The 26,891-nt window shown below is 46.7% G+C and carries 25 protein-coding genes and 1 riboswitch; of the genes, 15 read left to right on the forward strand and 10 right to left on the reverse strand.

What is annotated here, in order from left to right; all coding sequences use genetic code 11:
• Positions 1–53: 53 nt before the first annotated feature.
• The 5 genes from cobA (at position 54) to cysC (ending at position 5,945) form a co-directional block, all read left to right on the forward strand.
• Positions 54–929: a uroporphyrinogen-III C-methyltransferase gene (gene cobA / locus NL646_RS15995; RefSeq protein WP_017449009.1), complete on the forward strand. Its 876-nt coding sequence runs from the start codon at positions 54–56 to the stop codon at positions 927–929.
• A 59-nt stretch (positions 930–988) separates the two neighbouring features.
• The gene (gene cysD, locus NL646_RS16000) at positions 989–1,897 is read left to right on the forward strand and encodes a sulfate adenylyltransferase subunit CysD (protein ID WP_005454659.1); all 909 of its coding nucleotides are present in this window, start codon (positions 989–991) and stop codon (positions 1,895–1,897) included.
• An 18-nt stretch (positions 1,898–1,915) separates the two neighbouring features.
• A complete protein-coding gene (gene cysN, locus NL646_RS16005) occupies positions 1,916–3,346 on the forward strand; it encodes a sulfate adenylyltransferase subunit CysN (RefSeq protein ID WP_253664434.1) in 1,431 nt (476 codons plus the stop codon).
• A gap of 232 nt (positions 3,347–3,578) precedes the next feature.
• A complete protein-coding gene (locus NL646_RS16010; protein WP_005454668.1) occupies positions 3,579–5,303 on the forward strand; it encodes an SLC13 family permease in 1,725 nt (574 codons plus the stop codon).
• Positions 5,304–5,327: 24 nt separating this feature from the next.
• Positions 5,328–5,945 (forward strand): adenylyl-sulfate kinase, encoded by a 618-nt coding sequence (gene cysC / locus NL646_RS16015; RefSeq protein WP_253664435.1) that lies wholly within the window; start codon positions 5,328–5,330, stop codon positions 5,943–5,945.
• 90 nt (positions 5,946–6,035) lie between these two features.
• Here cysC and NL646_RS16020 read toward each other — a convergent pair whose 3' ends face one another.
• The 7 genes from NL646_RS16020 to NL646_RS16050 form a co-directional block, all read right to left on the reverse strand.
• A complete protein-coding gene (locus tag NL646_RS16020) occupies positions 6,036–6,941 on the reverse strand; it encodes a TIGR03899 family protein (RefSeq protein WP_140069926.1) in 906 nt (301 codons plus the stop codon).
• 317 nt (positions 6,942–7,258) lie between these two features.
• Complete coding sequence (locus NL646_RS16025) at positions 7,259–7,753, reverse strand: DUF3299 domain-containing protein (RefSeq protein ID WP_005479671.1); 495 nt, start codon at positions 7,751–7,753, stop codon at positions 7,259–7,261.
• Positions 7,754–7,755: 2 nt separating this feature from the next.
• Complete coding sequence (locus NL646_RS16030; RefSeq protein WP_253664436.1) at positions 7,756–9,015, reverse strand: ABC transporter permease; 1,260 nt, start codon at positions 9,013–9,015, stop codon at positions 7,756–7,758.
• Positions 9,012–9,740 carry an ABC transporter ATP-binding protein gene (locus NL646_RS16035; RefSeq protein ID WP_253664437.1) on the reverse strand — a complete coding sequence of 243 codons (729 nt, stop codon included), beginning with the start codon at positions 9,738–9,740 and terminating at the stop codon, positions 9,012–9,014. Before NL646_RS16035 ends, NL646_RS16030 begins: the two co-directional genes overlap by 4 nt.
• Positions 9,741–9,804: 64 nt before the next feature.
• Positions 9,805–10,434, reverse strand: a complete 630-nt coding sequence (locus NL646_RS16040) for a DUF2796 domain-containing protein (protein ID WP_140069923.1) — start codon at positions 10,432–10,434, stop codon at positions 9,805–9,807.
• 128 nt (positions 10,435–10,562) lie between these two features.
• The gene (locus tag NL646_RS16045) at positions 10,563–10,862 is read right to left on the reverse strand and encodes a DUF2607 domain-containing protein (protein ID WP_218745534.1); all 300 of its coding nucleotides are present in this window, start codon (positions 10,860–10,862) and stop codon (positions 10,563–10,565) included.
• A gap of 159 nt (positions 10,863–11,021) precedes the next feature.
• On the reverse strand, positions 11,022–11,573 hold the full coding sequence (locus NL646_RS16050; protein WP_017449016.1) for a YtfJ family protein: 552 nt from the start codon (positions 11,571–11,573) through the stop codon (positions 11,022–11,024).
• A gap of 212 nt (positions 11,574–11,785) precedes the next feature.
• Between NL646_RS16050 and NL646_RS16055 the strand changes: the two genes are divergently transcribed.
• Positions 11,786–11,986, forward strand: a complete 201-nt coding sequence (locus tag NL646_RS16055; RefSeq protein ID WP_005454667.1) for a DUF1107 domain-containing protein — start codon at positions 11,786–11,788, stop codon at positions 11,984–11,986.
• Between the two features lie 83 nt (positions 11,987–12,069).
• On the opposite strand, the gene msrA is transcribed toward NL646_RS16055, so the two are convergent.
• Positions 12,070–12,708 (reverse strand): peptide-methionine (S)-S-oxide reductase MsrA, encoded by a 639-nt coding sequence (gene msrA, locus NL646_RS16060; RefSeq protein ID WP_021450132.1) that lies wholly within the window; start codon positions 12,706–12,708, stop codon positions 12,070–12,072.
• Between the two features lie 167 nt (positions 12,709–12,875).
• On the opposite strand from msrA, the gene NL646_RS16065 reads away from it, so the two are divergent.
• From NL646_RS16065 to NL646_RS16080, 4 genes are all read left to right on the forward strand, one after another.
• Positions 12,876–14,588: an autotransporter assembly complex family protein gene (locus NL646_RS16065; protein ID WP_005489530.1), complete on the forward strand. Its 1,713-nt coding sequence runs from the start codon at positions 12,876–12,878 to the stop codon at positions 14,586–14,588.
• The gene (locus NL646_RS16070; protein WP_253664438.1) at positions 14,585–18,352 is read left to right on the forward strand and encodes a translocation/assembly module TamB domain-containing protein; all 3,768 of its coding nucleotides are present in this window, start codon (positions 14,585–14,587) and stop codon (positions 18,350–18,352) included. The genes NL646_RS16065 and NL646_RS16070 overlap by 4 nt, the downstream gene beginning before the upstream one ends.
• A 44-nt stretch (positions 18,353–18,396) precedes the next feature.
• Positions 18,397–18,744, forward strand: coding sequence for a gamma-glutamylcyclotransferase (locus NL646_RS16075; protein WP_005454676.1), 348 nt, complete (start codon positions 18,397–18,399; stop codon positions 18,742–18,744).
• 96 nt (positions 18,745–18,840) lie between these two features.
• A complete protein-coding gene (locus NL646_RS16080; protein WP_253664439.1) occupies positions 18,841–19,203 on the forward strand; it encodes a DUF2799 domain-containing protein in 363 nt (120 codons plus the stop codon).
• Between the two features lie 74 nt (positions 19,204–19,277).
• Here NL646_RS16080 and ppa read toward each other — a convergent pair whose 3' ends face one another.
• Positions 19,278–19,808, reverse strand: a complete 531-nt coding sequence (gene ppa, locus NL646_RS16085; RefSeq protein ID WP_005454643.1) for an inorganic diphosphatase — start codon at positions 19,806–19,808, stop codon at positions 19,278–19,280.
• Positions 19,809–19,935: 127 nt separating this feature from the next.
• The gene (gene fbp, locus NL646_RS16090) at positions 19,936–20,952 is read right to left on the reverse strand and encodes a class 1 fructose-bisphosphatase (RefSeq protein WP_005454699.1); all 1,017 of its coding nucleotides are present in this window, start codon (positions 20,950–20,952) and stop codon (positions 19,936–19,938) included.
• 312 nt (positions 20,953–21,264) lie between these two features.
• Between fbp and mpl the strand changes: the two genes are divergently transcribed.
• The 5 genes from mpl to thiQ all read left to right on the forward strand — a co-directional run bounded on the left by mpl (position 21,265) and on the right by thiQ (position 26,838).
• Positions 21,265–22,623, forward strand: a complete 1,359-nt coding sequence (mpl, locus tag NL646_RS16095) for a UDP-N-acetylmuramate:L-alanyl-gamma-D-glutamyl-meso-diaminopimelate ligase (RefSeq protein WP_253664440.1) — start codon at positions 21,265–21,267, stop codon at positions 22,621–22,623.
• Positions 22,624–22,628: 5 nt separating this feature from the next.
• Positions 22,629–23,267 carry a flavin prenyltransferase UbiX gene (locus NL646_RS16100; protein WP_005454680.1) on the forward strand — a complete coding sequence of 213 codons (639 nt, stop codon included), beginning with the start codon at positions 22,629–22,631 and terminating at the stop codon, positions 23,265–23,267.
• Between the two features lie 37 nt (positions 23,268–23,304).
• Positions 23,305–23,441: riboswitch (TPP riboswitch) on the forward strand.
• Between the two features lie 72 nt (positions 23,442–23,513).
• Positions 23,514–24,506 (forward strand): thiamine ABC transporter substrate binding subunit, encoded by a 993-nt coding sequence (gene thiB / locus NL646_RS16105; protein ID WP_253664441.1) that lies wholly within the window; start codon positions 23,514–23,516, stop codon positions 24,504–24,506.
• Positions 24,507–24,547: 41 nt separating this feature from the next.
• The gene (thiP, locus tag NL646_RS16110) at positions 24,548–26,134 is read left to right on the forward strand and encodes a thiamine/thiamine pyrophosphate ABC transporter permease ThiP (protein ID WP_253664442.1); all 1,587 of its coding nucleotides are present in this window, start codon (positions 24,548–24,550) and stop codon (positions 26,132–26,134) included.
• Positions 26,134–26,838, forward strand: coding sequence for a thiamine ABC transporter ATP-binding protein (thiQ, locus tag NL646_RS16115; RefSeq protein WP_193292495.1), 705 nt, complete (start codon positions 26,134–26,136; stop codon positions 26,836–26,838). The genes thiP and thiQ overlap by 1 nt, the downstream gene beginning before the upstream one ends.
• Positions 26,839–26,891: the final 53 nt, after the last annotated feature.

Here is a 26,891-nt window from a genome sequence, read left to right on the forward strand (position 1 = left end):
AACACCCCGCCATAATGCCTGCATCACAATATCAATGGACGATGAGCAAGCACATGGCAACGAACGATTCAGTCACTACTTTACCTGTACAAAAGCCGAGGTTGGTTTCTGACAACCAAGTGTCTGGCGTCACTCGTTTTGCAAAGCAGTCACTCAAACCAGGCGAAGTGGCATTGGTTGGTGCTGGCCCTGGCGACCCTGAACTTCTCACTATTAAAGCACTGAACTGTTTACAACAGGCGGATGTGGTCTTGTACGACTATTTGGTGTCTGAAGAGATCATGGCGCTGATCCCAAGCGATACGATTTTAGTTTGTGTTGGCAAGCGTGCAGGGCACCACAGTGTACCGCAAGAAAAGACAAATCAACTTTTGGTTGATTTTGCTAAGCAAGGCTACCGAGTAGTACGAGTAAAAGGCGGTGATCCTTTCGTATTTGGTCGCGGTGGAGAAGAGCTAGAAGTTTTGGCTGATGCTGGCATTCGTTTTCAAGTGGTGCCTGGTATTACTGCCGCAGCAGGAGCAACAGCATATGCTGGCATTCCGTTGACGCACCGTGATTATGCTCAATCGGCCATTTTTGTTACTGGTCACTTGAAAGAAGAAAGTGATGAGATGGATTGGTCAACACTGGCTCGTGGTAATCAGACTTTAGTGATCTACATGGGACTCATGAAATCACACTATATTCAGAATCAGCTCATTCAGCACGGAAGAGCGGCTTCAACTCCGATTGCTATTATCGAGCGCGGTACGCAAATTCAGCAAAAAGTTTTTACGGGAGAACTTTCCCAACTATCTGATTTATCGAAGGAAGCTCAGGCGCCATCTTTGATTGTCGTAGGAGAGGTAGTGCGATTGTCTCAAAAGTTAGATTGGTTTTTGTCTAGTACTGATTTCAACAAAAGTGCTATTGCCAACTCCATATAATTTCAGTCCAAAGATTAGAGACGTAACGCGCCTTCAAGCTTAAAAAGGAAATACAAAACATGGACCAACAACGTTTAACTCACCTTAAACAACTCGAAGCGGAGAGTATTCATATCATCCGCGAAGTTGCTGCTGAGTTTGATAACCCAGTCATGATGTATTCGATTGGTAAAGATTCATCAGTGATGCTGCATTTGGCGCGTAAGGCGTTTTACCCAGGTAAGATCCCATTTCCGCTGTTGCATGTGGATACCGATTGGAAATTTCGCGAAATGATCGAATTCCGTGATCGTACTGCGGAAAAATACGGTTTTGAGCTTTTGGTTCATAAGAACCCAGAAGGCATCGCAATGGGATGTAGCCCGTTTGTTCATGGCTCGTCAAAGCATACGGACATCATGAAAACGCAAGGTCTTAAGCAAGCGCTAAACAAATATGGCTTCGATGCTGCTTTTGGTGGCGCTCGTCGTGATGAAGAAAAATCACGCGCAAAAGAGCGAGTGTATTCGTTCCGTGACAAGAACCATACCTGGGATCCGAAAAACCAACGTCCAGAACTTTGGAAAACCTACAACGGTCAAGTGAATAAAGGTGAGAGCATTCGAGTGTTCCCACTTTCTAACTGGACCGAGCTTGATATCTGGCAATACATCTACCTAGAGAACATCGAAATTGTCCCGCTTTATCTTGCTGATAAACGTCCGGTTGTCGAACGCGATGGCATGCTGATCATGGTGGATGATGACCGTATGGAGCTTCAACCGGGTGAAGTAATTGAAGAGAAAAGCGTGCGTTTCCGTACGTTGGGCTGTTATCCACTGACAGGTGCGATTGAATCTGAAGCGAATACGCTGACGGGCATCATTGAAGAGATGCTGGTGGCGACCTCAAGTGAGCGTCAAGGCCGCGCGATCGACCACGATCAGTCAGGATCGATGGAACTCAAGAAACGTCAAGGTTACTTCTAAAAGATCTAAGGAAAGAGAATGAACAGTGCAGTTGAAGCTCAATTAGCCGAGCTTGGTATCGAAGGCTATTTAAAACAACATCAGTACAAGTCTCTGCTTAGATTTCTGACTTGTGGTTCTGTGGATGATGGGAAAAGCACCCTGATTGGTCGCTTACTCCATGATTCAAAACAAATTTATGAAGACCAACTAGCAGCGGTTCACTCAGATAGCCAACGCGTTGGTACGACGGGTGAAAAGCCAGATTTGGCGTTGCTTGTCGATGGTCTGCAGGCTGAGCGTGAACAAGGCATCACAATCGATGTTGCTTACCGTTACTTCTCGACGCAGAAGCGTAAGTTCATCATTGCTGATACGCCTGGACATGAGCAGTACACGCGCAACATGGCGACAGGCGCATCGACGTGTGATTTAGCGGTGATCTTAGTGGATGCCCGTAAAGGCATTTTGGATCAGACGCGTCGTCACTCTTTCATTTCAAACCTATTGGGCTTGAAACATTTTGTTGTCGCAATCAACAAGATGGATTTGGTGGATTACTCGCAAGCGCGCTTCGAAGAAATTCGTGATGAGTACCTGAAGTTTTCTGAAAATCTAACTGGCGATATTGATATTCAAATTATCCCGATTTCAGCGCTGGAAGGCGACAACGTAGTGGATAAAGGACAGAACCTGAACTGGTTTGAAGGTCCATCGTTGCTTGAGTTGCTAGAAACGGTGGATGTGGACTACGAAAAAGGTGCGGGTGAATTCCGTTTCCCTGTTCAGTACGTGAATCGTCCTAACCTTGATTTCCGTGGCTTTGCGGGCACGGTGTCGTCTGGCTCTGTGAAAGTCGGTGATGCCATCAAAGCATTGCCGTCAGGTAAAACGTCGACTGTCGCTCGCATTGTGACCTTCGATGGCGACATTGAAGAAGCGCAAGCTGGTTTAGCCGTTACGTTGACTCTGAATGATGAAATTGACATCAGCCGTGGTGATTTGATCGTGCTTGAGAATGCGCAAGTGCAAACCACCAACCATTTGCTTACCGATGTGGTGTGGATGACTGAGCAGCCGTTGCAACCTGGTCGCGATTACGACATCAAGATTGCAGGTAAGAAGACCGTTGGTCACGTAGAGTCGATTCGTCACCAGTACGACATCAATAACTTGTCGACACATGGTGCTGCGGAACTGCCTCTAAATGGCATTGGTTTGTGTGAGTGGTCGCTCAATGAATCAGTAGCTTTGGACAATTACCAAGACTGCGCAGATACCGGTGGTTTCATCATCATCGATCGCCTAACTAATGTGACCGTTGGCGCTGGCATGGTGAAAGAAAGCTTAACCGAGCTTGAGCGCGGTTTGGCTGATGTATCTGCCTTTGAACTTGAGTTGAACGCCCTTGTTCGCAAACACTTCCCGCATTGGGAAGCTAAAGACCTAAGCCAGTTACTCAAGAAGTAATGGCAGTAAGCCTAGGGACGTTATCAGTGTCTAGGTTCACAGCCTAACCGAGTGCGAAATGCGGTTAGGCTGCCTCTAACACCGGAATGTTCAGTGAAGCCCAAGAAAATCTGAGCATTCTGGCACTCTTTTTCGCTTTGCTTTGCTCTGGTTACTTGTTTTATCGCTCTACACACTGTCGTTGTGTTGCGGTTTGTTTCGCTCGTTTCGGGCTGTTTGGTAAGGAAAGGCTATGTGGGAACAAGGATTTGTATTAGCGATTTTGCTTGGCATTATCACTTGTTTGCTTGTGACTAAGATTAAGCCGAGCTACGTTTTTGCTGGTGCAGCCTTTATTGCTTTCATGGCGGGAATGATGGATTCCACGACCATTGCTGCGAACTTTACCAACTCATCATTGTTAACTTTGGTCCTGTTGATTCTCGCTTCTTGTGCATTAGAAAAAACGTTACTGATCAGTTGGGTGAGCCGTAGTATTTCAGAAGGTCATTTAGGCAGTGTGATCGCCAAGCTTGGGTTATCGACCGCCTTACTGTCTTCCTTTACCAACAATACGGCCGTTGTTGTGTCTTTGATTGGTGCGATTAAACGCAATCAACAGCACGCGCCTTCTAAGCTACTGATTCCACTTTCTTACGCGGCGATATTTGGCGGCACATTAACGCTTATCGGTACTTCGACCAACCTTATTATTAATAGCTTTGTGGAAGATGCAGGGCTACCGAGTCTGAGCTTTTTTACTCCGACGATGATTGGCTTGGCTGTCTTAGCGGGTGGTCTTTTAATTCTTATTCCGCTGAGCTATTTGCTGCCAAGTTACGATGACCAAAACCAAGAAGACTTACCGTATTTCCTTGAATCTCGTGTTGAACCAGGTTCACCTTTGGTTGGCCGTACCATCAGTGAAAACAATCTGCGTGCGCTGCGTAAGTTGTTTCTTGCAGAGGTGGTTCGTGATGGCGTGACGGTATCGTCAGTAGGCCCCGACTTCGTGCTGAAAGCGAAAGATCGCCTGCTGTTTTGTGGTGATGTCGAAAGTGTGGCGACCTTGCAAGAAATTCCGGGGCTGACGCTATTTGGGCAACAGCATTTGAATGGTCAAAACTTTATTGAAGTGGTGGTCAGCTCATCTGCAACCTTCTGCCATAAGACCTTGAAAGAAAGCCGCTTCCGCGATCGTTTTGATGCGGTTGTTGTCGCCATTCGTCGTGGGCATGAGCGTTTAGAAGGTGGATTGGGCAGTATTACCTTAGCTCCGGGCGATACTTTAGTGTTGGTGCCGGGCAAGCGTTTCGAATCTGAGCGTCGAGCGCACCGTAAAGAATTTGTGTTAGTGCACGACTTAGATTCCAGCGCACGTTTGGACTCCAATAAATCGACGATTGTGTTGATTGGTTTTGCTGCGGTTATCGCCTGTGCACTACTAGAACTTGTGCCGATCATTAAAGGGCTCGCGGTATACATCATTGCACTCATTGCGTTTGGCATAGTGCAAATCTCTGAGCTTCGCCGCCGTTTTCCAATTGATATTGTGGTGATTGTGGGCTCTGCGCTCTCTATTGCGCAGCTGATGATTTCATCGGGCTTGTCCGTCAGGATGGGCGAGATGTTTATCGAAGCCTTTAACGGCTGGGGCGTATTTGGTGCGCTGGTGGCCACATACATCATGACCTTGGTGCTGACTGAATTGGTGACCAACAATGCCGCTGCCGCGTTAGCATTTCCGATTGGCTATAGCATGGCTGTCGGGTACGGAGTGGATCCGATGCCATTTATTATGGCGGTATTGTTTGGCGCAAGCGCGAGCTTTATTTCTCCCTACGGGTATCAAACCAACTTGTTGGTTTACAGTGTAGGTAATTACAAATTGACCGACTATGTGCGAATTGGTGTGCCGATTTCGATTGTGTATTCCGTATTGGTACTGACATTGATACCGGTCTTCTTTCCGTTTTAATTCCGATAAATACAAGGATTCGTTATGACCGCTGAAACACCGGTAAAAGATGAAAACATTGTCTGGCATCAGCACACGGTTGATAAACAGTTTCGTGCTGAGCTGAAAAAACAGAAACCAGCAGTGCTTTGGTGTACTGGTTTATCTGGCGCAGGTAAGTCAACCGTCGCGGGCGCGCTGGAGAATCGTTTAGCTGAGTTGGGCTACCACACTTATTTGTTGGACGGTGACAATGTTCGTCATGGCCTGTGTAGTGATCTAGGCTTTTCTGAACAAGATCGCCGTGAAAATATTCGTCGTATTGGCGAGTTGGCGAAACTGATGGCAGATGCGGGTTTGATTGTGTTGTCCGCGTTCATTTCTCCTCACCGTGCTGAGCGTCAACTCGTTCGCGATTTACTGCCCGAAGGTGAGTTCATTGAAGTGTTTGTGAATGCATCTCTCGAAGTGTGTGAAGGCCGAGATCCAAAAGGTTTATACAAAAAAGCGCGAGCAGGTGAGATCCCAAATTTCACGGGTATTGATTCTGAATATCAAGCGCCAATCAATCCAGAAATCGATTTGCCAGCAGGCGAGAAGAGCGTCGACGAGTTGGTTGAGTTGTGTTTGAATGAGCTTAAACAGCGTCGTGTGATCAGCTAACTCAGCTTTTGGATCATAGGTAGCCAAAAGCCTAGTGTACTGCTTGAGGAGCTTTTAGATCATAGGTGACCTAAAGCTCCTAGAGCGAAACTAAACGGTATAGTTCACGCTGCTGCTTGCTTCGGTGCTTACGCTAAACTTTTGATTTAACAAGGCGAGCATTTGATCGTAGTACTGGGAATTTGGCTTGTTGCCAAGCAGTTTGCACAGTTCGTTACCCGTCGGCGTGAAACGGTAGTACAGCAGACGGATGCCCTTCGTATTCACTTGCAGAGACAAATTCTTGCCTTGATATGCCAGTATCAATGGCGTTTCAATGCCGATCTCTCCTGATTCCAGTTCTGTGCTATGCAGTAACCCCAATTCAATCAATACTAATAGACTTGAGTACGGCAATTGAAAGCTGCCCATATTCAGATTGCTGGTGGTATCTCGTTTACCAAAGTTGAATATTCCGCCATGTGCCTTATAGCCTATCAATAACTTTTTACTGTTATCGCCGCCAAAACTGCACGCCAAAGAGGCTGCTCTTTGTAGTGTTTGCGCTTCTTTTGGGGACATATCCTTAAGGACTTTCAGCGCTTTCATCGACGTGGAACCTGGGTTGGTCACTTCACGCTTCATTACTTGCGCCCACAACTTCTGCATTGAACTGTTGTGGATGTCTTGGGCCATATCAAAAAATCGATACAACCAATCTTGATCGGGTTCACCTGCGGTTTCATCGCGGCAAGCGTTGTGCGCGAGTTTTAGGATTTGCTCAAGGTTTTTTTGTCTTTGCTCTTGGCGTCGTTGGTCTCGCAGTTGTGCTCTTTCTAATGCGGATTTGGCAGGAGGGTCAGTTTGCAACAGAGCGTCGAGGCCATGAGATTGAGCGATGTTTTTAATTCTGCTCGCACTGTCTTTGATGTAACCCGTTTTCTTGTCGTGGTGACCGTTTTTCTGCGTATTAGGCTGGTGTTCAATCACTACAGGTTGTTTCGTTGTTTCTGCCATGTATTTTCCTACCAAGAGCTTGCGTTTGACGCTTGCCTCAATTTACACCTTAATCCGCGAGGCGACCAGAGAGAGCGTCTCAGATTTTGAAGGAATAGGTCTATCCAAAATGATAATGAGTTGTTAAAATTGTTATCGTTATTTTGGAGGGGCGATGAAGTTCTCGGAAGCAAGTAAACTGAAAAAGCACCTGTCGATAGCGTTTCTTTTGATTCTTTATGTGGGCGTGTTAGCGTACTTATCGCGCTACATTGTTTAACATTTAAAGATGACAAAGGCGCCGATGCGACGCCTTTGGTGTACCTCGAAATCGACGACTACATATCGTCGTAGGCTTCGATTTTTGAACCTTCAATCACATACGCTGTTTCTGCCAGTTCATGGTTAATGGTTTCGGTTTTTAACGTTCCCACCACGTAAATGACATCCCAAAGTTCCTGTACTGGTGCGCCTTTCGGAAATTTCACGTAAATGATTTGGTTTGGTGGTGGTGGTGGTACGTGGATACACGCCCCAAAATACGGCACCAACAAAAATTCCGTCACCGTGTTGGCATCTCCCTCAAGAGGAATCACGAAGCCAGGGATTTTGACCTGACTGCCATTGAGTTCTGGTCTGACGTTACCGATTTTTGATTGCTGCGCCGCGCCACCACTGTGATCAGATGCGGGCATCCCCACGCTGTCGAACAGCTTACGTTCCGCTTCAGGAACCAGATCGATCCAGTCGAGCGTTAATGGCTCATCACTCGCCATGACCGGCGTCGTAAATGCAATCGCGAGTAAGCAACTGGCTAAAACTTTTTTCCACATCGTTAGATCCTTATGGTCATTCCGTCACTGAGTGACTGTCTGTAGGCGCGGAATGCTGGAATAAAACCAATCACAATACCGGCGCATTGTACAAAGCTAAGCAGCATCCATTCGTACGCAGAAAGCGTGCTTAACGTGAGATTTATACCGTAGTGTTGTTGAATTAGGGGCTGAAGTAGGGCGAGTATCGCATACAGCCCCAAAACGCCGGTGACGATACCTGCTGCTGTGAGTAAACTCGCTTCACTAATGAGCAGAGAAAAAACGTGGCGTGGGCGCGCTCCCATAGCGCGTAAAATGGCCATTTCTCGACGTCGTTCTTGTAAGCTGGTCAGTAGGCTGCTTAACATGCCGAGTAAACCCGCGATAACCACAAAACCAGAAACCGCCATCAAGGCCTGTTCTGCGACAGACATCATGCCCCATAATTCGTGTAGCGCGACACCGGGCATAATTGCACTGAGAGGCTCTTTCGGGTAGTTGTTGATCTGCCTTTGCAACGCAAAAGTTTGAATGCGTGATTTCAAGCCCACAAGCATGGCAGTGATCTGTTTTGGTTGAAAGTCCCTTTCTTGTAATACCTTCGCATCTGGTGTTGGACCCAAGCGTGCACCACTTTCCCAACCGACATGAATGGCTTCGATCGCCTCTAACGAGACGTGAACCGTCTTATCTACTGGTGTGCCAGTTGGAGCTAAAATACCAACAACTTTGAATGGCAGTTTATCGTGACGGCTGAAGCCAACATCACTGATACCATGGGCAATGATGATTTCACTGTCTATCTGGTAACCCAATTGTTTGGCGACGTCCGATCCGAGTACGGTTTCAAATAATCCATTGAACTCTTTCCCTTTTGAGAAAGTAAGTGGTTGCTTACTTCCGTACTTATAATACTCAAAGTAACTATGATTGGTCCCCATCACTCGAAAGCCTTTGTGAGAGTCTCCGAGCGAAATGGGAATTGCCCAATCAACCGCGCTATGCTGGCTGAATTCTTGGTAGCTTTTCCAATCGATATTATTGGTGGCATTACCGATACGAAAGACTGAATACAACAGTAAGTTCACTTGGCCTGAGCGTCCGCCGACAATTAGGTCGGTTCCGGAAATAGTGTTCGCAAAGCTGTCTTTTGCTTGAGTGCGGATACGTTCTACGCCAAGCAGCAAGATTACCGATATTGCTACCGTCATGATCGTCAACACCGCTGTCGCTTTGCGGTTCATCAAGCTTTTCCAAGCGAGTTTGATTACAGCACTCACGCTAGCACCTCCATGTTATTGCTTTGGTTTATTTCTGGCAGATTAATGGTGCGATCGAACAAGCTTTCCAGAGTTGGATCATGGCTGACAAAGATTAATGTCGCGTTGGCTTGATTAGCCTGTTCCATCAGCAGCTCGATGAACGCCATGCGATTATCATGATCGAGTGCAGATGTCGGCTCGTCAGCAATGACTAACGCAGGATGCCCTATTAGCGCACGAGCTGCAGCCACTCGCTGTTGTTGTCCAATACTCAGCTCCGACACTGGGCGAGAGTGTAAATTTGTCGGTAAATGAAGCCGCTCCAACAAGGTTGTCGCTTGTGATAAAAGCTCGGCTTTGGAGGCGTTTGGTGTCACGCGATCTCGTCTCACTTTACTGAACTGGCAAGGAAGTAATACGTTGTCGATGACATTCAAATACGGCAGCAAGTTGAATTGCTGGAAGATATAACCAATGTGGTCGGCGCGGAATCTATCTCTGCGGCTTGAACTCAGCGTCGCTAAGTTCGTATTGAGTACTGATAACGAGCCCGAACTTAACGTATTGATTCCGGTGATCAAAGCTAAAAGTGTGGATTTTCCGCAGCCACTTGGCCCTTTGATAAAGACATGCTCACCCGTCGCTATCTGCAAATCAGGAATATTGATCACCGCGGTCTCTGAACCGGGCCAGACAAACTGAGCCTGTTTGAGCTCAACCACGTTTGATGCTGAATCAGTCATAGTAAATCACCAAAGCGAATTAAAAAAACACAGCGTGTAAGTGGGTACTTACACGCTATTTGGGTTATTTGATTGTGATTTGAGTGTTGCTTTTGGTTAAGCTAGTGGCTGATTGAGTCGTATCTGTGAATAGGTTTACATTTACCGATTCAGTACTTGGGAATTGGTTAAACCAATCAGTTTGAATATGGCTGAGTTCGCCGACTTGGGCACAATGAAAGCGATATTGCACGGTAAATTCACCGTGGTCGCTGTGCTCTGAATGGTCGTGACCTTCATGACCGTCGTGATCATGTTTGTCGTGATCGTGATGGGCGTGTTCATCATGGTCATGGCCTTCATGATCATGGTGCTCATGTTCTTCATGTTGCCCCCCAAGCGAGTGTTCAACATGAACTTCTTCAATTTCGCATTGTGCTTGTGGGTTAATCGCAAACAGTGCGTTGCTATCTTCTAGCGTTGCGACTGCGTGTTGCAGTGTTTTCTCTTGCTCTGCATTTTCTGGTGCGTGTTCAAAGCCGACTACATCTGCACCAGGAGCTGTGATTTCGAGCAGCAAGTCACTGCCGTCTTGGGCAATATTAAATTCAACATGACCATGAACGTGCGCACTGTGTTGGCGGTATTCTTCTGCTGTTGCGACTGTCGATAGAGACAAACCGATAACGATCGCTAAAACCTGTTTAGATGGCATTTTACTTTCCTAATTTTGCTGATAAATCCGAGATCTGGTTGATTTCAGATTAGTACTCATTTGACGTTCTGTTATTGAAACGCGTCTATACACGTTGGAAATAACGTAATTGGGTTGTGTTTGAGTGTTTACGCAAAATAAGGCGGTGCACGCGCAGCGCTGAATACTTCTTCTACATGATGCGAGCGCTCTGAGACATCATCATAATGGGCCCGTGTGTATGACGGCACTGGGATTGCTGGTTGTGCTTTAGCGAGACCATGTTGCGTGCCAGCAAAGAGTTGGCAGTGATGATGAGTATGATGCTCTGGTGTGAGGTCGACTTGATGAAAGATCGAAGCAAAATTCCAGATGATCAGCAAAGCAACACTGAAAAGTACAACAGTGCGATGCCAAGATCTGAAAATGGTTTGCCAAGAAAAGTACATCTGAACGCCTGAAATCCTAACGGGTGTTATAATATAACACTCATTATTGGCAAAAGTTCACTCTTTTGTCTGGTGAGGAAAATTTAACACAGCATATTAGTGGGACATGGTGTGATTGAGGCTCCTGATTGGTGCCGAGTCAGGAGCCGTCATCTCGAACTAAATACTTTGCTTGATAAGGCCAATCACTTGTGTAATTTCGTCTTGCGTCAATGCGCCTTCTTTCACAAACAGAACTTTGCCTTGTTTGTCTTGTACGATGATCGCAGAGCTTTCTTCTTTTAGCCCCCAAGTGTTCGCCACCAAGCCATTTTCATCCAATACCATTGATGACCAAGGAAACTCTTTTTTACTGTCTTGTGCAGAAGATTTCACAAATGAGCCAGTGCCCCAAATCGCATCATCTTGGTTGATGATGGTGGTGGTCTGGTAGCTATCTTCTGGGAATTTAGCGGCGGTAATTGCAGTCATCAGCGGTGCGTTCATCTCTTTTGAACTGCTGCGACCAGCAATCGCTTGAATTACGCGGACTTTACCTAACATATGCTGTGTTGCCCAAGGCTGGTAAGCCACACCTTCACCTTGTAAAACAATTTCACCGTATGCGCCGACTTGTGCAGGTGGAACGGTTTCACCAACCGACAAGTTATGTGCGAAAGCCAAACTTGGAGAAAGAGCAAGCAGTATAGGTAGGAGAGTCTTAGTTTTCATATTGTTATATTCCGTTTGGGTTTGGGAGTTAAGCCAGTATATATCCAGTCCCGGCAAATTTGTAGAATTGTTGATAACATTTATTTAACGTATGCAGTGGTGTAATGTTGCGTTGTAGTTAGAATTTGCTACACTGAACTCCGTCGCAAAATGCGCATTAAGGTTGCAGAGAATAAGCAATCGGGGTTTTCTCAAAGGAATTGAGGTGAATTATGCTACGTGAGTTTGCTGTATATCGACCACTACAAGTGGCCCGTTTCGTAAAGACGTTGTTTAAAGGGCAATTCTTCATTGTTGGAGTGGGAAGTTTCTGCTTTGATAATGGCAAAGTGCTGCTTCCTGATGTGAAAGATCAAAAGCGACTGGCTGTCTTTAAAGAAGTAAACCAAGCAATTTCATCATTATCCGCCTAAACCATTCATGGCGTATTAACCCAAAAAACGAAAGATTAAAAAGAGCGACCTTGGTCGCTCTTTCTCGTTTCAGTGCAGTTTGATTAGCCTTGCAAGCTTGGTGGGAAGCAAACACCTGTGCCGCCTATGCCACAGTAGCCATCCGGATTCTTTGCAAGATACTGTTGATGGTAGGTTTCTGCAAAATAGTAAGGCCCTGCTGGGACGATCTCAGTAGTAATCGTTGAGCGAAGCTCAGCTTCTAATGCTTGTTGATACTGAAGCTTTGATTTTTCAGCAAGTTCTTGCTGCTCTTGAGAGTACGTGTAAATCGCAGATCGATATTGTGTGCCGAGATCGTTACCTTGGCGCATGCCTTGAGTCGGGTCATGCTTTTCCCAAAATACCGCAAGGAGTTGTGCTAGTGAGATAACACGCTCATCAAACACGACTCTCACAACCTCAGTATGACCGGTTTTACCCGTACACACTTCTTCGTAGGTTGGATTTGGTGTAAACCCACCCGCATAACCCACAGATGTCGAAACCACGCCATCCAATTGCCAAAAAAGACGCTCGGCGCCCCAAAAGCACCCCATGCCTAACAAAATCTGTTGCTGATGATGGGCTAGTGGTGCCGTTAGACTCGATTGATTTACAAAATGACAATCTTCAATCTGCATTGGTTGTTCTCTACCAGGCAGGGCATCTTCTATACTGATTAATGTCTGTTTGTTGAGCATGGTATTTGTCCTTTAATACGTGTCTTAAATTTGCGAACTTTTTCATTTCGTCTGTATCTGATGTTGTTATGACATAGACCGCGGTAAACCTATTAATATTACAGACTTAGCCTTTAATTGGCGTTATCATTATTTACGTTTATTTAACCTCATTCAGCTAAAAAAGCATGATAAAAAAAGCTCTCCCCATCATTGTTGGCTTGTTGGTTGTTTCTCAGAGCGCGTATGCCGATGTTTCTTTAAAGCTTAAAGGCATCGATGGCGCACTGGAAGATAACGTGAAAGCGTACCTGTCTTCGATTCCAGAGAAGGATTACTCCACTTCGCTGCGCTTTCAGGCGCGATTGGATCAAAGTATCACCGAAGCGCTTAATGCGCTTGGCTATTATCATGCAAAAATTTCATACTCTATTTCCGAAGGGAATGACGAGCTGATCGTTAACATCCACAAAGGTTTACCAGTTAAGATCAAAGTAATGGATGTCGTGATCAGCGGTGAAGCGAAAGAGGATGAAGAATTCGCGAATCTCATCGCCAAATCGCCTTTAAAAGTTGGGCGGATTTTAAATCAGGGTGAGTATGACAGCCTTAAATCAGGGATTCGTAACCTGGCTTTGCAACGTGGTTACTTCAATGGTGACTTTAAGCTCAACAAGCTGGAAGTGATCCCCGAATTGAATGAAGCCAATGTGCGTTTGCACTACGACAGCGGTATTCGCTATCACTTTGGTCCGGTAGAAATTACGGGAAGCCAGATCTGGGAAAACCGTGTTGAGTCGATGCGACCTTTTGAAATTGGCGAACCTTATCTTGTCTCTGATGTGGGTGAATACAACCAAAACCTGTCTAACACCGATTGGTTTTCCTCCGTGTTTGTTGAGCCTGACTTAAGCAAGCTTGAAGATGGGCGCGAGTTGCCGATTAAAGTCTCGTTAGCGCCTGCTGCGAAAAACCAGATTGAAACCGGTATTGGTTACTCCACCGATACGGGTGTGCGCGGTACTTTAAAATGGAAAAAACCATGGGTAAGTGCACGCGGTCATAGCTTTAATACGGCGCTTTCTCTCTCCAAACCAGAACAAACCATCACCGCCGGCTACAAGATTCCATTAGACGACGTCTTACGTGAATACTATCAATTGCAATTTGGTCTGAAGCATTTGGACAACCGTGATACTGAGAGTTTGGAATCAAACCTTGCGGTAGAAAGACACTGGTTAACCGACGGTGGTTGGCACAAAACCGTGTACGTTCGTCACTTGTACGAAAACTTCTCGCAAGGTTTGCAAGATGATGGCGTGCAGTTTGTGCTTCCAGGGGCAACCTTTTCGCGTACTCGTGTCCGTGGTGGCAGTATGCCAATGTGGGGCGATAAGCAAAGCGTAACGGTTGAATACGGCGATCCGGCGCTACTGTCTGAAACGCGAGTATTGCGTTTGCTTGGGCGATCTTCGTGGATTCGTGGCATCGGCGAAAACCATCGTGGTTTGTTCCGTCTCGAAGGGGGGGCTAATATCACGGAGGAATTTGAAAAGCTTTCGCCATCGTTGCGTTTCTTTGCTGGTGGTGACAACAACATCCGTGGTTATGGCTATGAATCCATCTCACCTGTCGATGAAAGTGGCGCATTAACGGGTGCGAAATACATCTTAAGCAGCACCTTAGAGTATCAATATCGTGTTTACGGCAACTGGTGGGCCGCAACGTTCTACGATATTGGTGATGCGTTTAATGACACACCTGAATGGAAATCTGGTGCCGGGGTTGGTATTCGATGGGCTTCACCTGTGGGACCGGTAAGCTTCGACTTTGCGTGGGGGCTGGATGAAAAGCCAAACAACGAATTCCGCATCCACTTCTCTTTGGGGCCTGAGCTATGATCAAAAAGATGTTTAAGTGGACCAAGTGGTTATCACTAAGTTTGATTGGCCTGCTGTTGTTAATCACTATTTTTATCGCAACGGTACTGTTTACCCATCCGGGATTGAAGTTGGCGATTTGGGGCGCAGAGAAAGCCTTGCCTCAACTCAAAGTCGAGAGCATTCAAGGTTCGCTATTCCCTCGTTTTGCACTGCAAAATGTCAGCTTTGTTGATGAGTCTTTACATATTGATGCGAAAGTTGAGCGCCTTGCGTTGGCGATTAACTTCCGCTGTTTCTTTGACCCAAAAGTATGTGTTGATGAACTGGCGTTACAAGGTGTTAACTTCCAAATGCCAGAATTGCCACCTGCCAGTGAAGAGCCTGAAGAAGAAACACCACCGCTGCGTTCTATCAGTACGCCAGTGCCAATTTTTGTCAATAAAGTCAGCTTTAATGACATCAACGTCAATGTGTTAGGCAATCAGATTGATTGGCAAACGTTCTCGACCGCTTTGTCGATGCAGGGCGATCGTTTGGTGATCGCACCAACCGCGTTGAAAGACATCAATGTTGCGCTCGCACCAAGTGAAGCTGAACCTGAAGCGGCTGCCGAGGAGCCGAAAGAAACTGACGCTACGCCGCAAGATATTGTGTTACCAGAAGTATGGATTCCACTGACGGTGGAAGCGCGTCGTCTGGATATTCATAATTTTAAACTGGCGGGTGAAACGCCAGTGATCGTCAATCATCTTGGTTTGGTTGCAAGAGCGGGTGGTGAGCGTGTTGATGTCAAAACGTTAGAGCTCGACATGCCAGAAGTGGAAGGCAAGTTAAGCACACAAGTGACCCTTTCTGCTGATTACCCAATCAAAGCGCAATTGGACGCGTTAGTGAAGCAAGCGGATGCGAAGGGACAAAAACTGTCGCTTTCGGCCTCTGGTTCGGTTGGGGATTTATCGTTAAATGCTACGCTTTCTGAGCTTGTACAAGCGGAGATCAAAGGTGACATCCAACCGCTTAAAACGCAGTTGCCGTTTGATGTATCGATCAAAAATGTTCAAGCGCAATGGCCGCTATTTGGGCAAAGTGATTATCAGGTTTCTGTACCAAGTTTGGCGGCAAAAGGTTCACTTGATGGTTACGAAGTCGCATTAGAAACCAAAGCGTCAGGCAAAGACATTCCCGCCGTTGATGTTGCGCTGAACGGCAAAGGTACGCTGGAGCAAATCGATCTCGAAAGCCTTGTAGTGAAAACTTTGGGGGGCGAACTTTCCGGTAAAGTTATGGCGAATTGGGCGGCGCCAATCAACTGGCAAGCCGACCTGAACCTGAAAAACATTCAACCAGGATTGCAGTGGAAAGAAGCAGAAGGGGATATCAGCGGTAGCCTCTCGACTTCGGGATCGTTAACGGAACAAGGTGGTTGGCAAGTCAGTTTGCCTAAGTTAGACATCGACGGCATTTTGCGAGGTTACCCATTGAATGTCGAAGGGCAACTTGAAGCGTCTGATAAGAATGGCAAAGGTGAAGACATCCAACTAACCACTCAAGGTTTAGCGCTTTCTCATGGCCCGAACCAACTGAGTGCGAAGGGCAAGATCGACAAACAAATCTTGATGGATGTTGAGGTTAACTTCCCTGACTTTGCGAAAAGTATTCCTGATCTTGCGGGTAAGATGCAAGGTAAAGTAGCGCTACGTGGTAGTTTGAAAGAGCCTGATATCAATCTTGATCTCGCTTTAAATCAGATCAACTGGCAGCAACAGGCGAATATAGAAACGATCACCTTAAAGGGCGATGTGACGCCTCTGCCAGCTCCAAAAGCGAACTTAAGTCTTATTGCGAATAACATTACCTACGACGACATTAAAGTCGATAGCGCGGATCTTGAAGTCTCTGGAGATGAAAAACTGCATCAACTTACGCTTGATGTGGTGTCAGATCTGGTTTCGACCAGTTTGGAAATCGAAGGGACGTTTAAGCAGAAGCCAGAAATGATTTGGGATGGGGCGCTGCGCCGCTTGACGCTGAGCTCGCAACAAGGTCCTTGGTCACTGCAAAAATCGACTGCAGTGAAGGTCAATATCGACAAACAGATCGCGAATGTTCAAGCCCATTGTTGGTTGCAAGCGAAGTCGAGTGTGTGTCTAACCGAAGATATTAGTGTCGGTAAGAGTGGCCAAGCGAAGTTAGCGATCAATGATTTTAATTTTGACCAAATCAAACAATTCCTGCCGCCAGAAACCAAGCTGCAAGGTTCAGTTAATGCACAGGCTTTTGCTAAATGGGCTCCAGAGAAAAAGCCTGAAGTTACCTTGAGTGTCAACATGCCAAAAGGCCAAGTTGAACAAGCACTAGAGCAGCCAATTAAAGTGGGCTGGGACAGCTTCAGCTTTAAAGCGGCATTAGCGAAAGACAAGCTTGATGCTGAGTGGTTATTTGATGTGAAAGATAACGGTGACTTGTCTGGTAAGGTTTCTTTACTGAATGTCTCATCTGAGAAGCCAACTATTGACGGTAAGGTTGCGCTTTCTACGTTCCACTTGGACTTCTTGGCTCCGTTGATCGGGGAATACAGCTTGTTCAAGGCGAATATGAATACTGATTTGGCCTTGTCTGGTGATGTAATGCATCCAAAAGTGAATGGTCAGTTCCTTATCGATCAAATGAAGCTGCAAGGCGAAGTGACGCCAATCGACATCAACTCCGGACAAGTCGTGATCAACTTTAAAGGTCACCAAGCGGATCTGGATGCTGGGATCATTACGCCTGACGGTAAGCTAGAAATCACCGGTGATGCTGACTGGCGTGACTTGCAAGACTGGCGCACTCGCGCCCGCGTGTTTGCAAAAGAGCTGAAAGTTGATATGCCGCCGATGGTCAAAATCAAAGTTGAGCCGGACATGACCATCGATGTCACACCGCAGTTAGCGAAGGTGGAAGGTAACATCAATCTGCCATGGGGGCGTATCGTCATTGAGGAACTGCCACCAAGTGCGGTTGGGGTGTCGAGTGATACCGTGATTTTAAACAAGGATTTACAGCCAGTTGATGAAGTGACGGCTATGCCATTCAATGTCGAAACGGACATCAACATCAAGATTGGTGACGACTTCCAACTTGCGGCGTTTGGCTTGAAGGGCGGCTTGAAAGGTAGCCTTAACGTGACACAAAAAGACAAAGGACCATTCATCGTTGGTGAGGTAAACATCGTTGACGGTTCTTACCGTTCATTTGGTCAAGATTTGGTGATCGAAGAAGGTAAGATCTTAATGAACGGTCCAGCGGATCAACCGTATGTATCGATCAAAGCGATTCGTAACCCTGACAATACTCAAGACGATGTGATCGCGGGTGTGCGTGTGACTGGCCCAGCTTCCGATCCGAGTGTGGAAATTTTCTCGGAGCCTGCGATGCCACAAGCCAACGCGTTGTCTTACCTGCTTCGTGGTCAAGATATTGATGGTGAGTCGGGTGGTAACGCGATGACGACCACATTAATTGGTCTGAGTTTGGCGAAAAGCGGTCGTGTTGTTGGAGAAATCGGTGAAGCCTTTGGCGTACAAGATTTACAGCTTGATACGGCTGGCTCGGGTGATGACTCTCAAGTGACGGTGAGTGGTTACATTTTGCCAGGTCTACAGGTTAAATATGGTGTTGGCATCTTCAACTCGCTGGGTGAGTTCACGGTGCGTTACCGATTGATGCAAGACCTGTATTTAGAGGCGGTATCTGGTGTAGATAGCGCAGTTGACCTACTCTATCAATTTGAATTTGATTAGGGCGCACGTCCTAACCACACAGAACTCATAGCTAAGGAGTGGTTATGCAGCATTTGATTTTTGTCTACGGGACGTTACGTAAGGGAGAGTACAACCATCATTATTTGAGCTCGGCTCAATTTCTTGGTTTACATGAAACGGACGCCCAATTTTCGCTCTACGATGTAGGTTCGTACCCAGCGCTGTCAGAAGGGCAGCGCTCAATCCAAGGCGAAGTTTATCTGATTGATGATGATACTTTGGTGGCGCTCGATAAGCTTGAAGACGTACCGGTCGAATATCGTAGAGAGAGCATTGCAACGCCATTTGGCCAAGCGTGGATTTACTTGTATCAAGACACGGAGCAGCTTACGGAAGAGATAGCGTCTGGTGACTGGTGTCAAAGGGTGTGAACTATACTTAAGTAACCATCGTAAGAACGTTGTCGAGATTTAAAAACGTTTCTAAACACGTTAGAAAACGACAAGTCAGAAAAGTAAGGAGTGATGATGAGAGTGTTAATAATTGGCGCGATGATGATGCTTCTGTCTGCTTGTGCGCAAACCACCTTACCAGCTTCAACCAGTGTGACTGATTGGCAAGCGTTCGGGAAACAGTCTGCCTTAGATGGATTACGAGAGTTGTCACAAGAGCGGATAGCTAAGTTGGATGGTACTAACCACGCAACGCCAGAACTGATCATGGCCTACCAAAACGGTTATCAAGAAGGTAAGCTAGAGTATTGTGAGCAAAGTGCCTATATGCTGGGTGTGGTTGGACGACCGTATTTCGGAATCTGCGATGACGTTGACCCGTTCTTCCAACACGATTATGACGCTGGTCGTATGTCCTCCGCGGGAGCTCCTATCTAAGGCAAGCGTTTAGGTTAGAAAGCAAAAGAGCTGCACTTTGCAGCTCTTTTTGTATTTGGGGTTGGCGTTTACGCTTATTTGTTTTGCGCACGCTCGTAAGATTGTAGAATCTCTGCTTTTGCCGCTTCTACATCTGCCCAGCCATCAACTTTCACCCACTTTCCTGATTCCAACTCTTTGTAGCGCTCAAAGAAATGCGTGATTTGCGCTTTTAGCAACTCAGGAATGTCGCCCACATCTTGAATGTGTTCATACTCTTTAGAGATTTTAGAGTGCGGTACGGCAACGACTTTGGCATCTTCGCCCGATTCATCCGTCATCTTCAAAACGCCAACAGGTCGGCAGCGAATAACAGAACCTGGCATGAGTGGGTATGGCGTTGGGACAAGGACATCTACTGGGTCACCATCAAGCGAAAGTGTGTTGTTCACGTAACCGTAGTTACATGGGTAAAACATTGGCGCAGACATGAAACGGTCGACAAATACAGCACCAGAGTCTTTATCTACTTCGTATTTGATAGGGTCAGCATTGGCAGGGATTTCGATAACGACGTAAATATCTTCAGGTAGCGATTTACCTGCTGGTACATGGTTTAGGCTCATTTGAATATTCCTTTTCATTGAGGATGAGTAGCCAGAAGATCGCCCTCATCTATGATTAATTCGCATTTCACTTTAGCGACAAAAACGCGGCAGGTAAACACCTGCCGCGTTGGACAAAGGTCTGAGATTATTCTTCGTCGCGGTGCAGTTCGAGGAACTCTTCAACTTTGCGAACCATGTTCTTCGAACCCACAAAGAAAGGTACACGCTGGTGTAGCTCAGTCGGTTTGATGTCCATGATGCGATTCACGCCATCTGATGCAATGCCGCCCGCTTGTTCGATGAGAAATGCCATTGGGTTGCATTCGTAAAGCAGGCGAAGTTTGCCTTGCGGGTGACTTTGCGTACTTGGGTAAAGGTAGATGCCACCTTTAAGCAGGTTGCGATGGAAATCCGCCACCAAAGAACCAATGTAGCGAGAGGTGTATGGACGACCGTCTTCAGGCACATTCTCTTGGCAGTATTTGATGTACTTTTTCACACCTTGTGGGAAACGAATGTAGTTACCTTCGTTGATGGAGTAGATCTTACCATCTTCAGGAATCATCATGTTTTCATGAGATAGGCAGAAGCTGCCGATGGATGGGTCGTAAGTAAAGCCGTTTACGCCGTTACCTGTGGTGTACACCAACATAGTTGATGAACCGTAAATTACGTAACCTGCTGCAACTTGCTTATGACCTGGCTGAAGGAAATCTTCTTCTGTCGCGGGTGTGCCAATAGGCGAAACACGGCGATAAATAGAGAAGATGGTACCGACAGACACGTTTACGTCGATATTTGAAGAACCATCAAGTGGGTCCATCAATACAACATACTTTGCGTTTTGGTTGAGTTCTTTGTTGAACGCAACCGCTTCATCTTCTTCTTCACTGGCAACGCCACAAACTTGGTCACGAGCTTCAAGCGCCGCTTTAAATTTGTCGTTCGCGTACACGTCTAGCTTTTGCTGCGCTTCGCCTTGGACATTTTCCGTGCCGACAGCGCCAGTGATATCACCAAGACCTGCTGCGTTGATTTCACGGTTAACGATTTTTGCAGCTAAACGAATGGATGCTAAAAGAGATGAGAGATCACCGCTAGCGTGGGGGAAATCCGCTTGTTTTTCAACAATGAATTCGCCTAGGGTGCGCATTCCTGACATGGTTAATCCTTACATTTACATTTCATTGGGGGTGTTGCGCAACGGGCATCTCTTTATGGATGTTAAACGTTTGCGCTAGATGTAATTTTAAGTCGTGGATCTTTTTAATGGTAATGAAGTAACTGTCTGAGATCTCAATTTATTTGTCTGCTCAAATTAGGGATTCATTCGCAGGTCAGAGCGCTGTACAGTCTCTGTTCAACCTTGTCATATTTGTGAAAGGGACTGCAAGAAGAAGGCTAAAGTCACTCGCTTTTCTGGTCGTTATCGCGATAATGAAGGCATCAAAGAACGCATTACAAGGTTTAGTTTATGCACATTCATATCTTGGGTATCTGTGGCACGTTTATGGGCGGCGCAGCAATTTTAGCGCGTCAATTAGGGCATAAAGTGACGGGTTCTGATGCCAATGTTTACCCACCGATGAGCACATTGCTAGAGTCTCAAGGTATTGAAATTATTGAAGGCTTCGACCCGTCTCAACTCGATCCTCAACCTGACCTTGTGGTGATTGGTAACGCGATGAGCCGTGGCAATCCGTGTGTTGAGCATGTACTTAATAGCAACATGCGTTACACCTCAGGACCACAATGGCTGAACGAATTTTTACTGCATGACCGTTGGGTGCTGGCTGTCTCCGGCACACACGGCAAAACGACCACTTCGAGCATGCTGGCGTGGATACTCGAAGACTGTGGTTACCAACCTGGGTTCCTCGTTGGTGGCGTGTTGGGTAACTTCGGTGTGTCGGCTCGTTTGGGCGAAAGCATGTTTTTTGTTGTTGAAGCGGACGAATATGACAGTGCTTTTTTCGATAAGCGTTCTAAGTTTGTGCATTACCATCCTCGCACTTTAATCATGAACAACCTTGAGTTCGATCATGCTGACATCTTCGATGATCTAGAAGCGATCAAGCGCCAATTCCATCATTTAGTGCGAACGGTACCGGGCAATGGTTTGATCTTAGCGCCGAAGCAGGATCAAGCTTTGACGGATGTATTAGAGCGTGGCTGCTGGACGGAAAAACAGTTCTCTGGTGAGGATGGTGACTGGCAAGCGCACAAATTAGTGCTTGATGGCTCAAAATTTGAAGTTGCTTTGCAAGGCGAGAAGGTCGGTATCGTCGAATGGGATTTGGTGGGTGACCACAATGTGGATAATGCACTGATGGCGATCGCTGCCGCACGACACGTTGGTGTAACGCCGGAACTTGCTTGTCAGGCGTTGGGGCGTTTTATCAACACTAAGCGTCGCTTAGAGCTCAAAGGTGAAGAACAAGACATCACGGTTTACGATGATTTCGCGCATCACCCTACGGCAATTGAACTGACACTGGGTGGTTTGCGTAACAAAGTGGGTGAAAAACGTATCCTTGCTGTGTTGGAACCTCGCTCTGCCACCATGAAGCGTGGTGTTCATAAGAACACACTCGCGGATTCGCTACACAGCGCAGATGAAGTGTTCTTATTCCAGCCAGACAATATCGAATGGTCGGTGCAAGACATTGCTGATCAATGCAAGCAGCCAGCGTTTGTCGATGCCGATATGGATAATTTTGTAGCTAAAATCGTCGAACGTGCTCAGCCTGGAGACCAAATTCTGGTAATGAGTAACGGTGGCTTTGGTGGTATTCACGGAAAACTTCTTGAGCAGTTAAAACTAAAAGCCTGATTGATATGCACAACAAAATACAACCCTCTCAGAAAAAAGCCATCACGTTGGCATTAACGGGGGCCTCTGGTGCTCCTTATGGCCTTCGTCTTTTAGAATGTTTGGTCGCGGCGGATTATCATGTCTACGTTCTGATTTCTTCGGCGGCTCGCGTTGTGATGGCAACCGAACACAACCTTAAGCTGCCAAGTGGGCCGGAAGCGGCGCAGCAAGCATTGGTAGAGCACCTGAACTGCAATCCAGATAACATCACCGTTTGCGGTAAAGATGACTGGTTCTCACCGGTAGCGTCTGGCTCAGCGGCACCAAAGCAAATGGTGGTTTGCCCATGTTCAGCAGGAAGTGTTGCGGCGATCGCGCATGGTATGTCGGACAACTTGATCGAACGGGCGGCTGATGTGGTAATGAAAGAACGCGGGCAACTGTTGCTCGTGGTTCGTGAAACGCCATTTTCAACGCTACATCTGGAGAACATGCACAAGCTATCGCAAATGGGCGTCACCATCATGCCAGCGGCTCCGGGCTTCTACCATCAGCCAAAGAGCATTGAAGACTTAGTGGATTTTATGGTGGCGAGAATTCTCGACCACTTGGGTATTGAGCAAGGTTTAGTGCCTCGTTGGGGCTATGACCAGCGCTCGTGAGCTGATTGTGTAACCACTCAAATACCTTTACAATCCATCCAACTCATCGGGGAGCAAACCCATTTTGCATTGAGTCAATCAATGCATTTGGGCGCTGAGACCTAAGTGCTTTACTAGGGACCCGTATTACCTGAACCAGATAATGCTGGCGTAGGAATTGAGTCTGGATATTGGAAATCCTTAATAGCCGCCTCAAACCCTGTGCCGCTCAACTTATTTCTCTGAAATACTCATGGAGAGCGAGCAGTGAAAACCACTCCAAATCTGATTGCCTTAGCTGCAATCACCTCTACTTCAGCGTTTGCCGCTGAAAACACATTAACCATCTATACCTACGACTCTTTTGCCGCAGATTGGGGGCCGGGTCCTAAAATCGAGCAAGCTTTTGAAGCAAAATGTGGCTGTGACGTTAACTTCGTGGCATTAGACGATGGTGTGTCGATCCTGAATCGTCTTCGTCTTGAAGGCGGTAATAGCAAAGCCGACATCGTGTTAGGTTTGGATAACAACCTGATGGCTGAAGCGAAGAAAACCGGTCTGCTTACCGAGCACAATGTGGATACGGCCAACACAGTGTTACCAAACGGTTGGAGCGATACGACGTTTGTACCGTACGATTACGGCTACTTCGCGTTTGTGTACAACAAAGAGAAACTGGCTAATCCGCCGAAAAGTATGAAAGAGCTGGTGGACACGCGCGACGATTTGAAAGTGATTTATCAAGATCCGCGTACGTCAACGCCAGGCCAAGGTTTGATGCTGTGGATGAAATCCATTTATGGCGACGATGTGACGCAAGCGTGGCAGAAGCTAGCAAGCAAAACCGTAACGGTCACGAAAGGTTGGTCAGAAGTGTATTCCATGTTCCTTAACGGCGAGTCGGACTTGGTGCTTTCTTACACCACGTCACCTGCGTACCACTTAATTGCGGAAAACGATTCAAAGTTTGCGACGGCGAATTTTGCTGAAGGCCACTACATGCAAGTTGAAGTCGCCGCCAAAGTGAAAGGGTCAAAAAATTCAGAACTTGCTGATCAGTTTATGAATTTCATTTTAAGTGATGAGTTCCAATCAGCGATGCCAACGGGCAACTGGATGTACCCAGTTACTGACGTTGAGTTACCTAAAGGTTTTGAAACCTTGAGCGTTCCAAGCAAGTCGTTGAGCTTTAGTGCTGATGAAGTGGCAAAAATGCGTAAGTCTTGGATTCGCGAATGGCAAAGCGCACTGACGTTTTAGCTGACGTTTCCACCCTCATCTGAATGAGATAGGTTTTACCTTTGAATTCTGTTCCAAAAATAGGTTTAGGGGTCGCGATGATCATCGCGACCTTTGTTATTTCTGCCCTAGGTGCTTTGATTGTTCAAGCCCCTTCACTTGATGTGTCTGTGGTATGGGACGACCCGTATTATCAACATGTCACCAAGTTCAGCTTTTACCAAGCTTTTCTTTCCACACTGCTCAGTGTTGGTTTTGCCATTCCAGTTGCGCACGCGCTTTCGCGTCGCCAATTTTGGGGTAAATCATTACTGCTTAAGCTATTTGCATCGACACTGGTTTTACCGGTTTTGGTTGGTGTTTTTGGGCTATTAGCGATTTATGGCAATAGCGGTTTGTTAGCGCAATGGCTGCAAGCTTTCGACACCAAACTTCCATTTTCTATTTATGGTTTGAATGGCATCTTACTTGCCCATGTGTTCTTTAATTTACCTTACGCGGCACGCTTGCTGCTGCAAGCCTTGGAGTCTATCCCTGCTGAGCAACATAAGCTGTGTGCGCATCTTGGTATGAGTCATTGGGATAAGTTTCGCAGGGTGGAATGGCCGCGTTTAAGGCAGCAACTTCCTCACGTTTGTGGCTTGGTATTTATGTTGTGCTTCACCAGTTTTGCCACCGTGATGGCGCTGGGAGGTGGGCCCAAATCCACCACTATTGAACTGGCCATCTATCAAGCGATTAAGTTTGATTTTGATTTGCAAGCTGGTGCGTTATTAGCGTTGTGGCAAATGCTGTTGTGTGGACTACTTGCGATTGGAGTACAGAAGTTAACAAAGCCTGTTGCTATCAGTGCTGGCAGCACATCGGTACAGCAATTTTTAACGAAGGATCATGGGTGGTCAAAAGCATGGGATAGCTTTTGGATCATAGGTGCCTTTTTACTGGTGATACCGCCGTTACTGATGGTGTTATTGAGTGGTATCAACCAACAAGTTTGGACGGTGTTAACCGATGAACGTTTTTGGTCTGCGTTATCTAACTCGCTCAAAGTTGCGGGGTTAGCCAGTGCGCTTGCGGTCGCTGCGGGAGTGTCTATATTGTTGACCAGTCGCCGTTGGCGTTTGCAGTATAAAAACACGCGAGCTGATCAGATAGAGTTAATCGGTACCATTATTCTAGTGACGCCGGGGCTGGTGATTAGTACTGGCCTATTCTTACTACTGCGATCATTTACCGATGTTTTTAGCTTGGCGTTTTTTGTCGTGATTTTGGTGAATGGTTTGATGGCTTTGCCTTACGTGATCAAAACGCTAGCGCAACCGATGCTGCACATTGAGCAACAGTATCAGTATGTCTGTGCCAGCTTAGGCATGCGTGGCTGGCAACGATTTAAAGTGGTGGAGTGGCAGGCGCTGCGCAAGCCGTTTGCACATGCGTTTGCGATCAGCTTTATGTTTGCAATAGGGGATTTAAGCGCGATAGCGCTGTTTGGTGGACAAGAATTTCGTACCTTACCTCTGTATTTGTTCCAGTTGCTTGGCAGTTATCAGATGGATGCCGCTGCGGTGGTGTCCGTAACGCTATTGTTGTTGAGTGTGGGCTGTTTTACCTTGATAGAGAAAGTATTGAAAGCGAAGGAGAAAGCATAATGCTAGTGTTGGATGATGTGCAGTACACCTACCAACGTGAACTGTTTCGTTTTGAGTTGAGCATTGAACGTGGTCAGATTGTATCGTTGATGGGGCCGAGTGGGGCAGGGAAATCAACCTTGCTGGCTCTGGTTGCAGGATTTATCCATCCTGACCAAGGTGACATTCGGGTTGATGGTGAGTCGATTGTGCGCAAAGAGCCTTATCAGCGTCCTTTCTCCATGCTGTTCCAAGAGCATAACTTGTTTTCTCACTTGTCGGTGCGTGACAACATTGGCTTAGGTTTACACCCGGGACTAAAGCTTACGGTGGACCAAAATCGTCAGATTGAACAAGCTGCGCAGCAAGTTGGTGTTGCAGAGTACCTCGACCGTTTGCCTGAGCACCTTTCTGGAGGGCAGCGTCAACGTGTTGCCTTAGCGCGTTGTTTTGTTCAGCCTCACTCCATGTGGCTGTTGGATGAGCCTTTCTCGGCGCTTGATCCGGTGTTGCGTGAAGAGATGCTGAGCTTGGTAAAAAAACTGGCCGCGGAGCGGGGAATTACCGTGTTGATGGTTACGCATCATCTTAGTGATGCCAAAGCGATTGCGAGTCACTTTGTCTTTGTTGCTAACGGAAAAGTAGAAGCGGTGGGTGAGATTGATGCCCTGACTGCCGAACATCCCAGCAAGACCCTACAGGCCTTCGTTCGCGCCGCCGGATAATGATTAGAGATACAAAAAAGGTTGATGCGAGCATCAACCTTTTTTCTTTTCTT

The organism is Vibrio sp. Y20_XG_PY13 (assembly GCF_024181925.1).
In the GTDB taxonomy this organism is placed as follows: domain Bacteria; phylum Pseudomonadota; class Gammaproteobacteria; order Enterobacterales; family Vibrionaceae; genus Vibrio; species Vibrio parahaemolyticus.

What these genes read in the sequence shown, in the direction of transcription:
- cobA (WP_017449009.1), top strand. Translation starts at nt 54, where the DNA reads ATGGCAACGAACGATTCAGTCACTACTTTACCTGTACAAAAGCCGAGG.
- cysD (WP_005454659.1), top strand. Translation starts at nt 989, where the DNA reads ATGGACCAACAACGTTTAACTCACCTTAAACAACTCGAAGCGGAGAGT.
- cysN (WP_253664434.1), top strand. Translation starts at nt 1,916, where the DNA reads ATGAACAGTGCAGTTGAAGCTCAATTAGCCGAGCTTGGTATCGAAGGC.
- NL646_RS16010 (WP_005454668.1), top strand. Translation starts at nt 3,579, where the DNA reads ATGTGGGAACAAGGATTTGTATTAGCGATTTTGCTTGGCATTATCACT.
- cysC (WP_253664435.1), top strand. Translation starts at nt 5,328, where the DNA reads ATGACCGCTGAAACACCGGTAAAAGATGAAAACATTGTCTGGCATCAG.
- NL646_RS16020 (WP_140069926.1), bottom strand. Translation starts at nt 6,941, where the DNA reads ATGGCAGAAACAACGAAACAACCTGTAGTGATTGAACACCAGCCTAAT.
- NL646_RS16025 (WP_005479671.1), bottom strand. Translation starts at nt 7,753, where the DNA reads ATGTGGAAAAAAGTTTTAGCCAGTTGCTTACTCGCGATTGCATTTACG.
- NL646_RS16035 (WP_253664437.1), bottom strand. Translation starts at nt 9,740, where the DNA reads ATGACTGATTCAGCATCAAACGTGGTTGAGCTCAAACAGGCTCAGTTT.
- NL646_RS16040 (WP_140069923.1), bottom strand. Translation starts at nt 10,434, where the DNA reads ATGCCATCTAAACAGGTTTTAGCGATCGTTATCGGTTTGTCTCTATCG.
- NL646_RS16045 (WP_218745534.1), bottom strand. Translation starts at nt 10,862, where the DNA reads ATGTACTTTTCTTGGCAAACCATTTTCAGATCTTGGCATCGCACTGTT.
- NL646_RS16050 (WP_017449016.1), bottom strand. Translation starts at nt 11,573, where the DNA reads ATGAAAACTAAGACTCTCCTACCTATACTGCTTGCTCTTTCTCCAAGT.
- NL646_RS16055 (WP_005454667.1), top strand. Translation starts at nt 11,786, where the DNA reads ATGCTACGTGAGTTTGCTGTATATCGACCACTACAAGTGGCCCGTTTC.
- msrA (WP_021450132.1), bottom strand. Translation starts at nt 12,708, where the DNA reads ATGCTCAACAAACAGACATTAATCAGTATAGAAGATGCCCTGCCTGGT.
- NL646_RS16065 (WP_005489530.1), top strand. Translation starts at nt 12,876, where the DNA reads ATGATAAAAAAAGCTCTCCCCATCATTGTTGGCTTGTTGGTTGTTTCT.
- NL646_RS16070 (WP_253664438.1), top strand. Translation starts at nt 14,585, where the DNA reads ATGATCAAAAAGATGTTTAAGTGGACCAAGTGGTTATCACTAAGTTTG.
- NL646_RS16075 (WP_005454676.1), top strand. Translation starts at nt 18,397, where the DNA reads ATGCAGCATTTGATTTTTGTCTACGGGACGTTACGTAAGGGAGAGTAC.
- NL646_RS16080 (WP_253664439.1), top strand. Translation starts at nt 18,841, where the DNA reads ATGAGAGTGTTAATAATTGGCGCGATGATGATGCTTCTGTCTGCTTGT.
- ppa (WP_005454643.1), bottom strand. Translation starts at nt 19,808, where the DNA reads ATGAGCCTAAACCATGTACCAGCAGGTAAATCGCTACCTGAAGATATT.
- fbp (WP_005454699.1), bottom strand. Translation starts at nt 20,952, where the DNA reads ATGTCAGGAATGCGCACCCTAGGCGAATTCATTGTTGAAAAACAAGCG.
- mpl (WP_253664440.1), top strand. Translation starts at nt 21,265, where the DNA reads ATGCACATTCATATCTTGGGTATCTGTGGCACGTTTATGGGCGGCGCA.
- NL646_RS16100 (WP_005454680.1), top strand. Translation starts at nt 22,629, where the DNA reads ATGCACAACAAAATACAACCCTCTCAGAAAAAAGCCATCACGTTGGCA.
- thiQ (WP_193292495.1), top strand. Translation starts at nt 26,134, where the DNA reads ATGCTAGTGTTGGATGATGTGCAGTACACCTACCAACGTGAACTGTTT.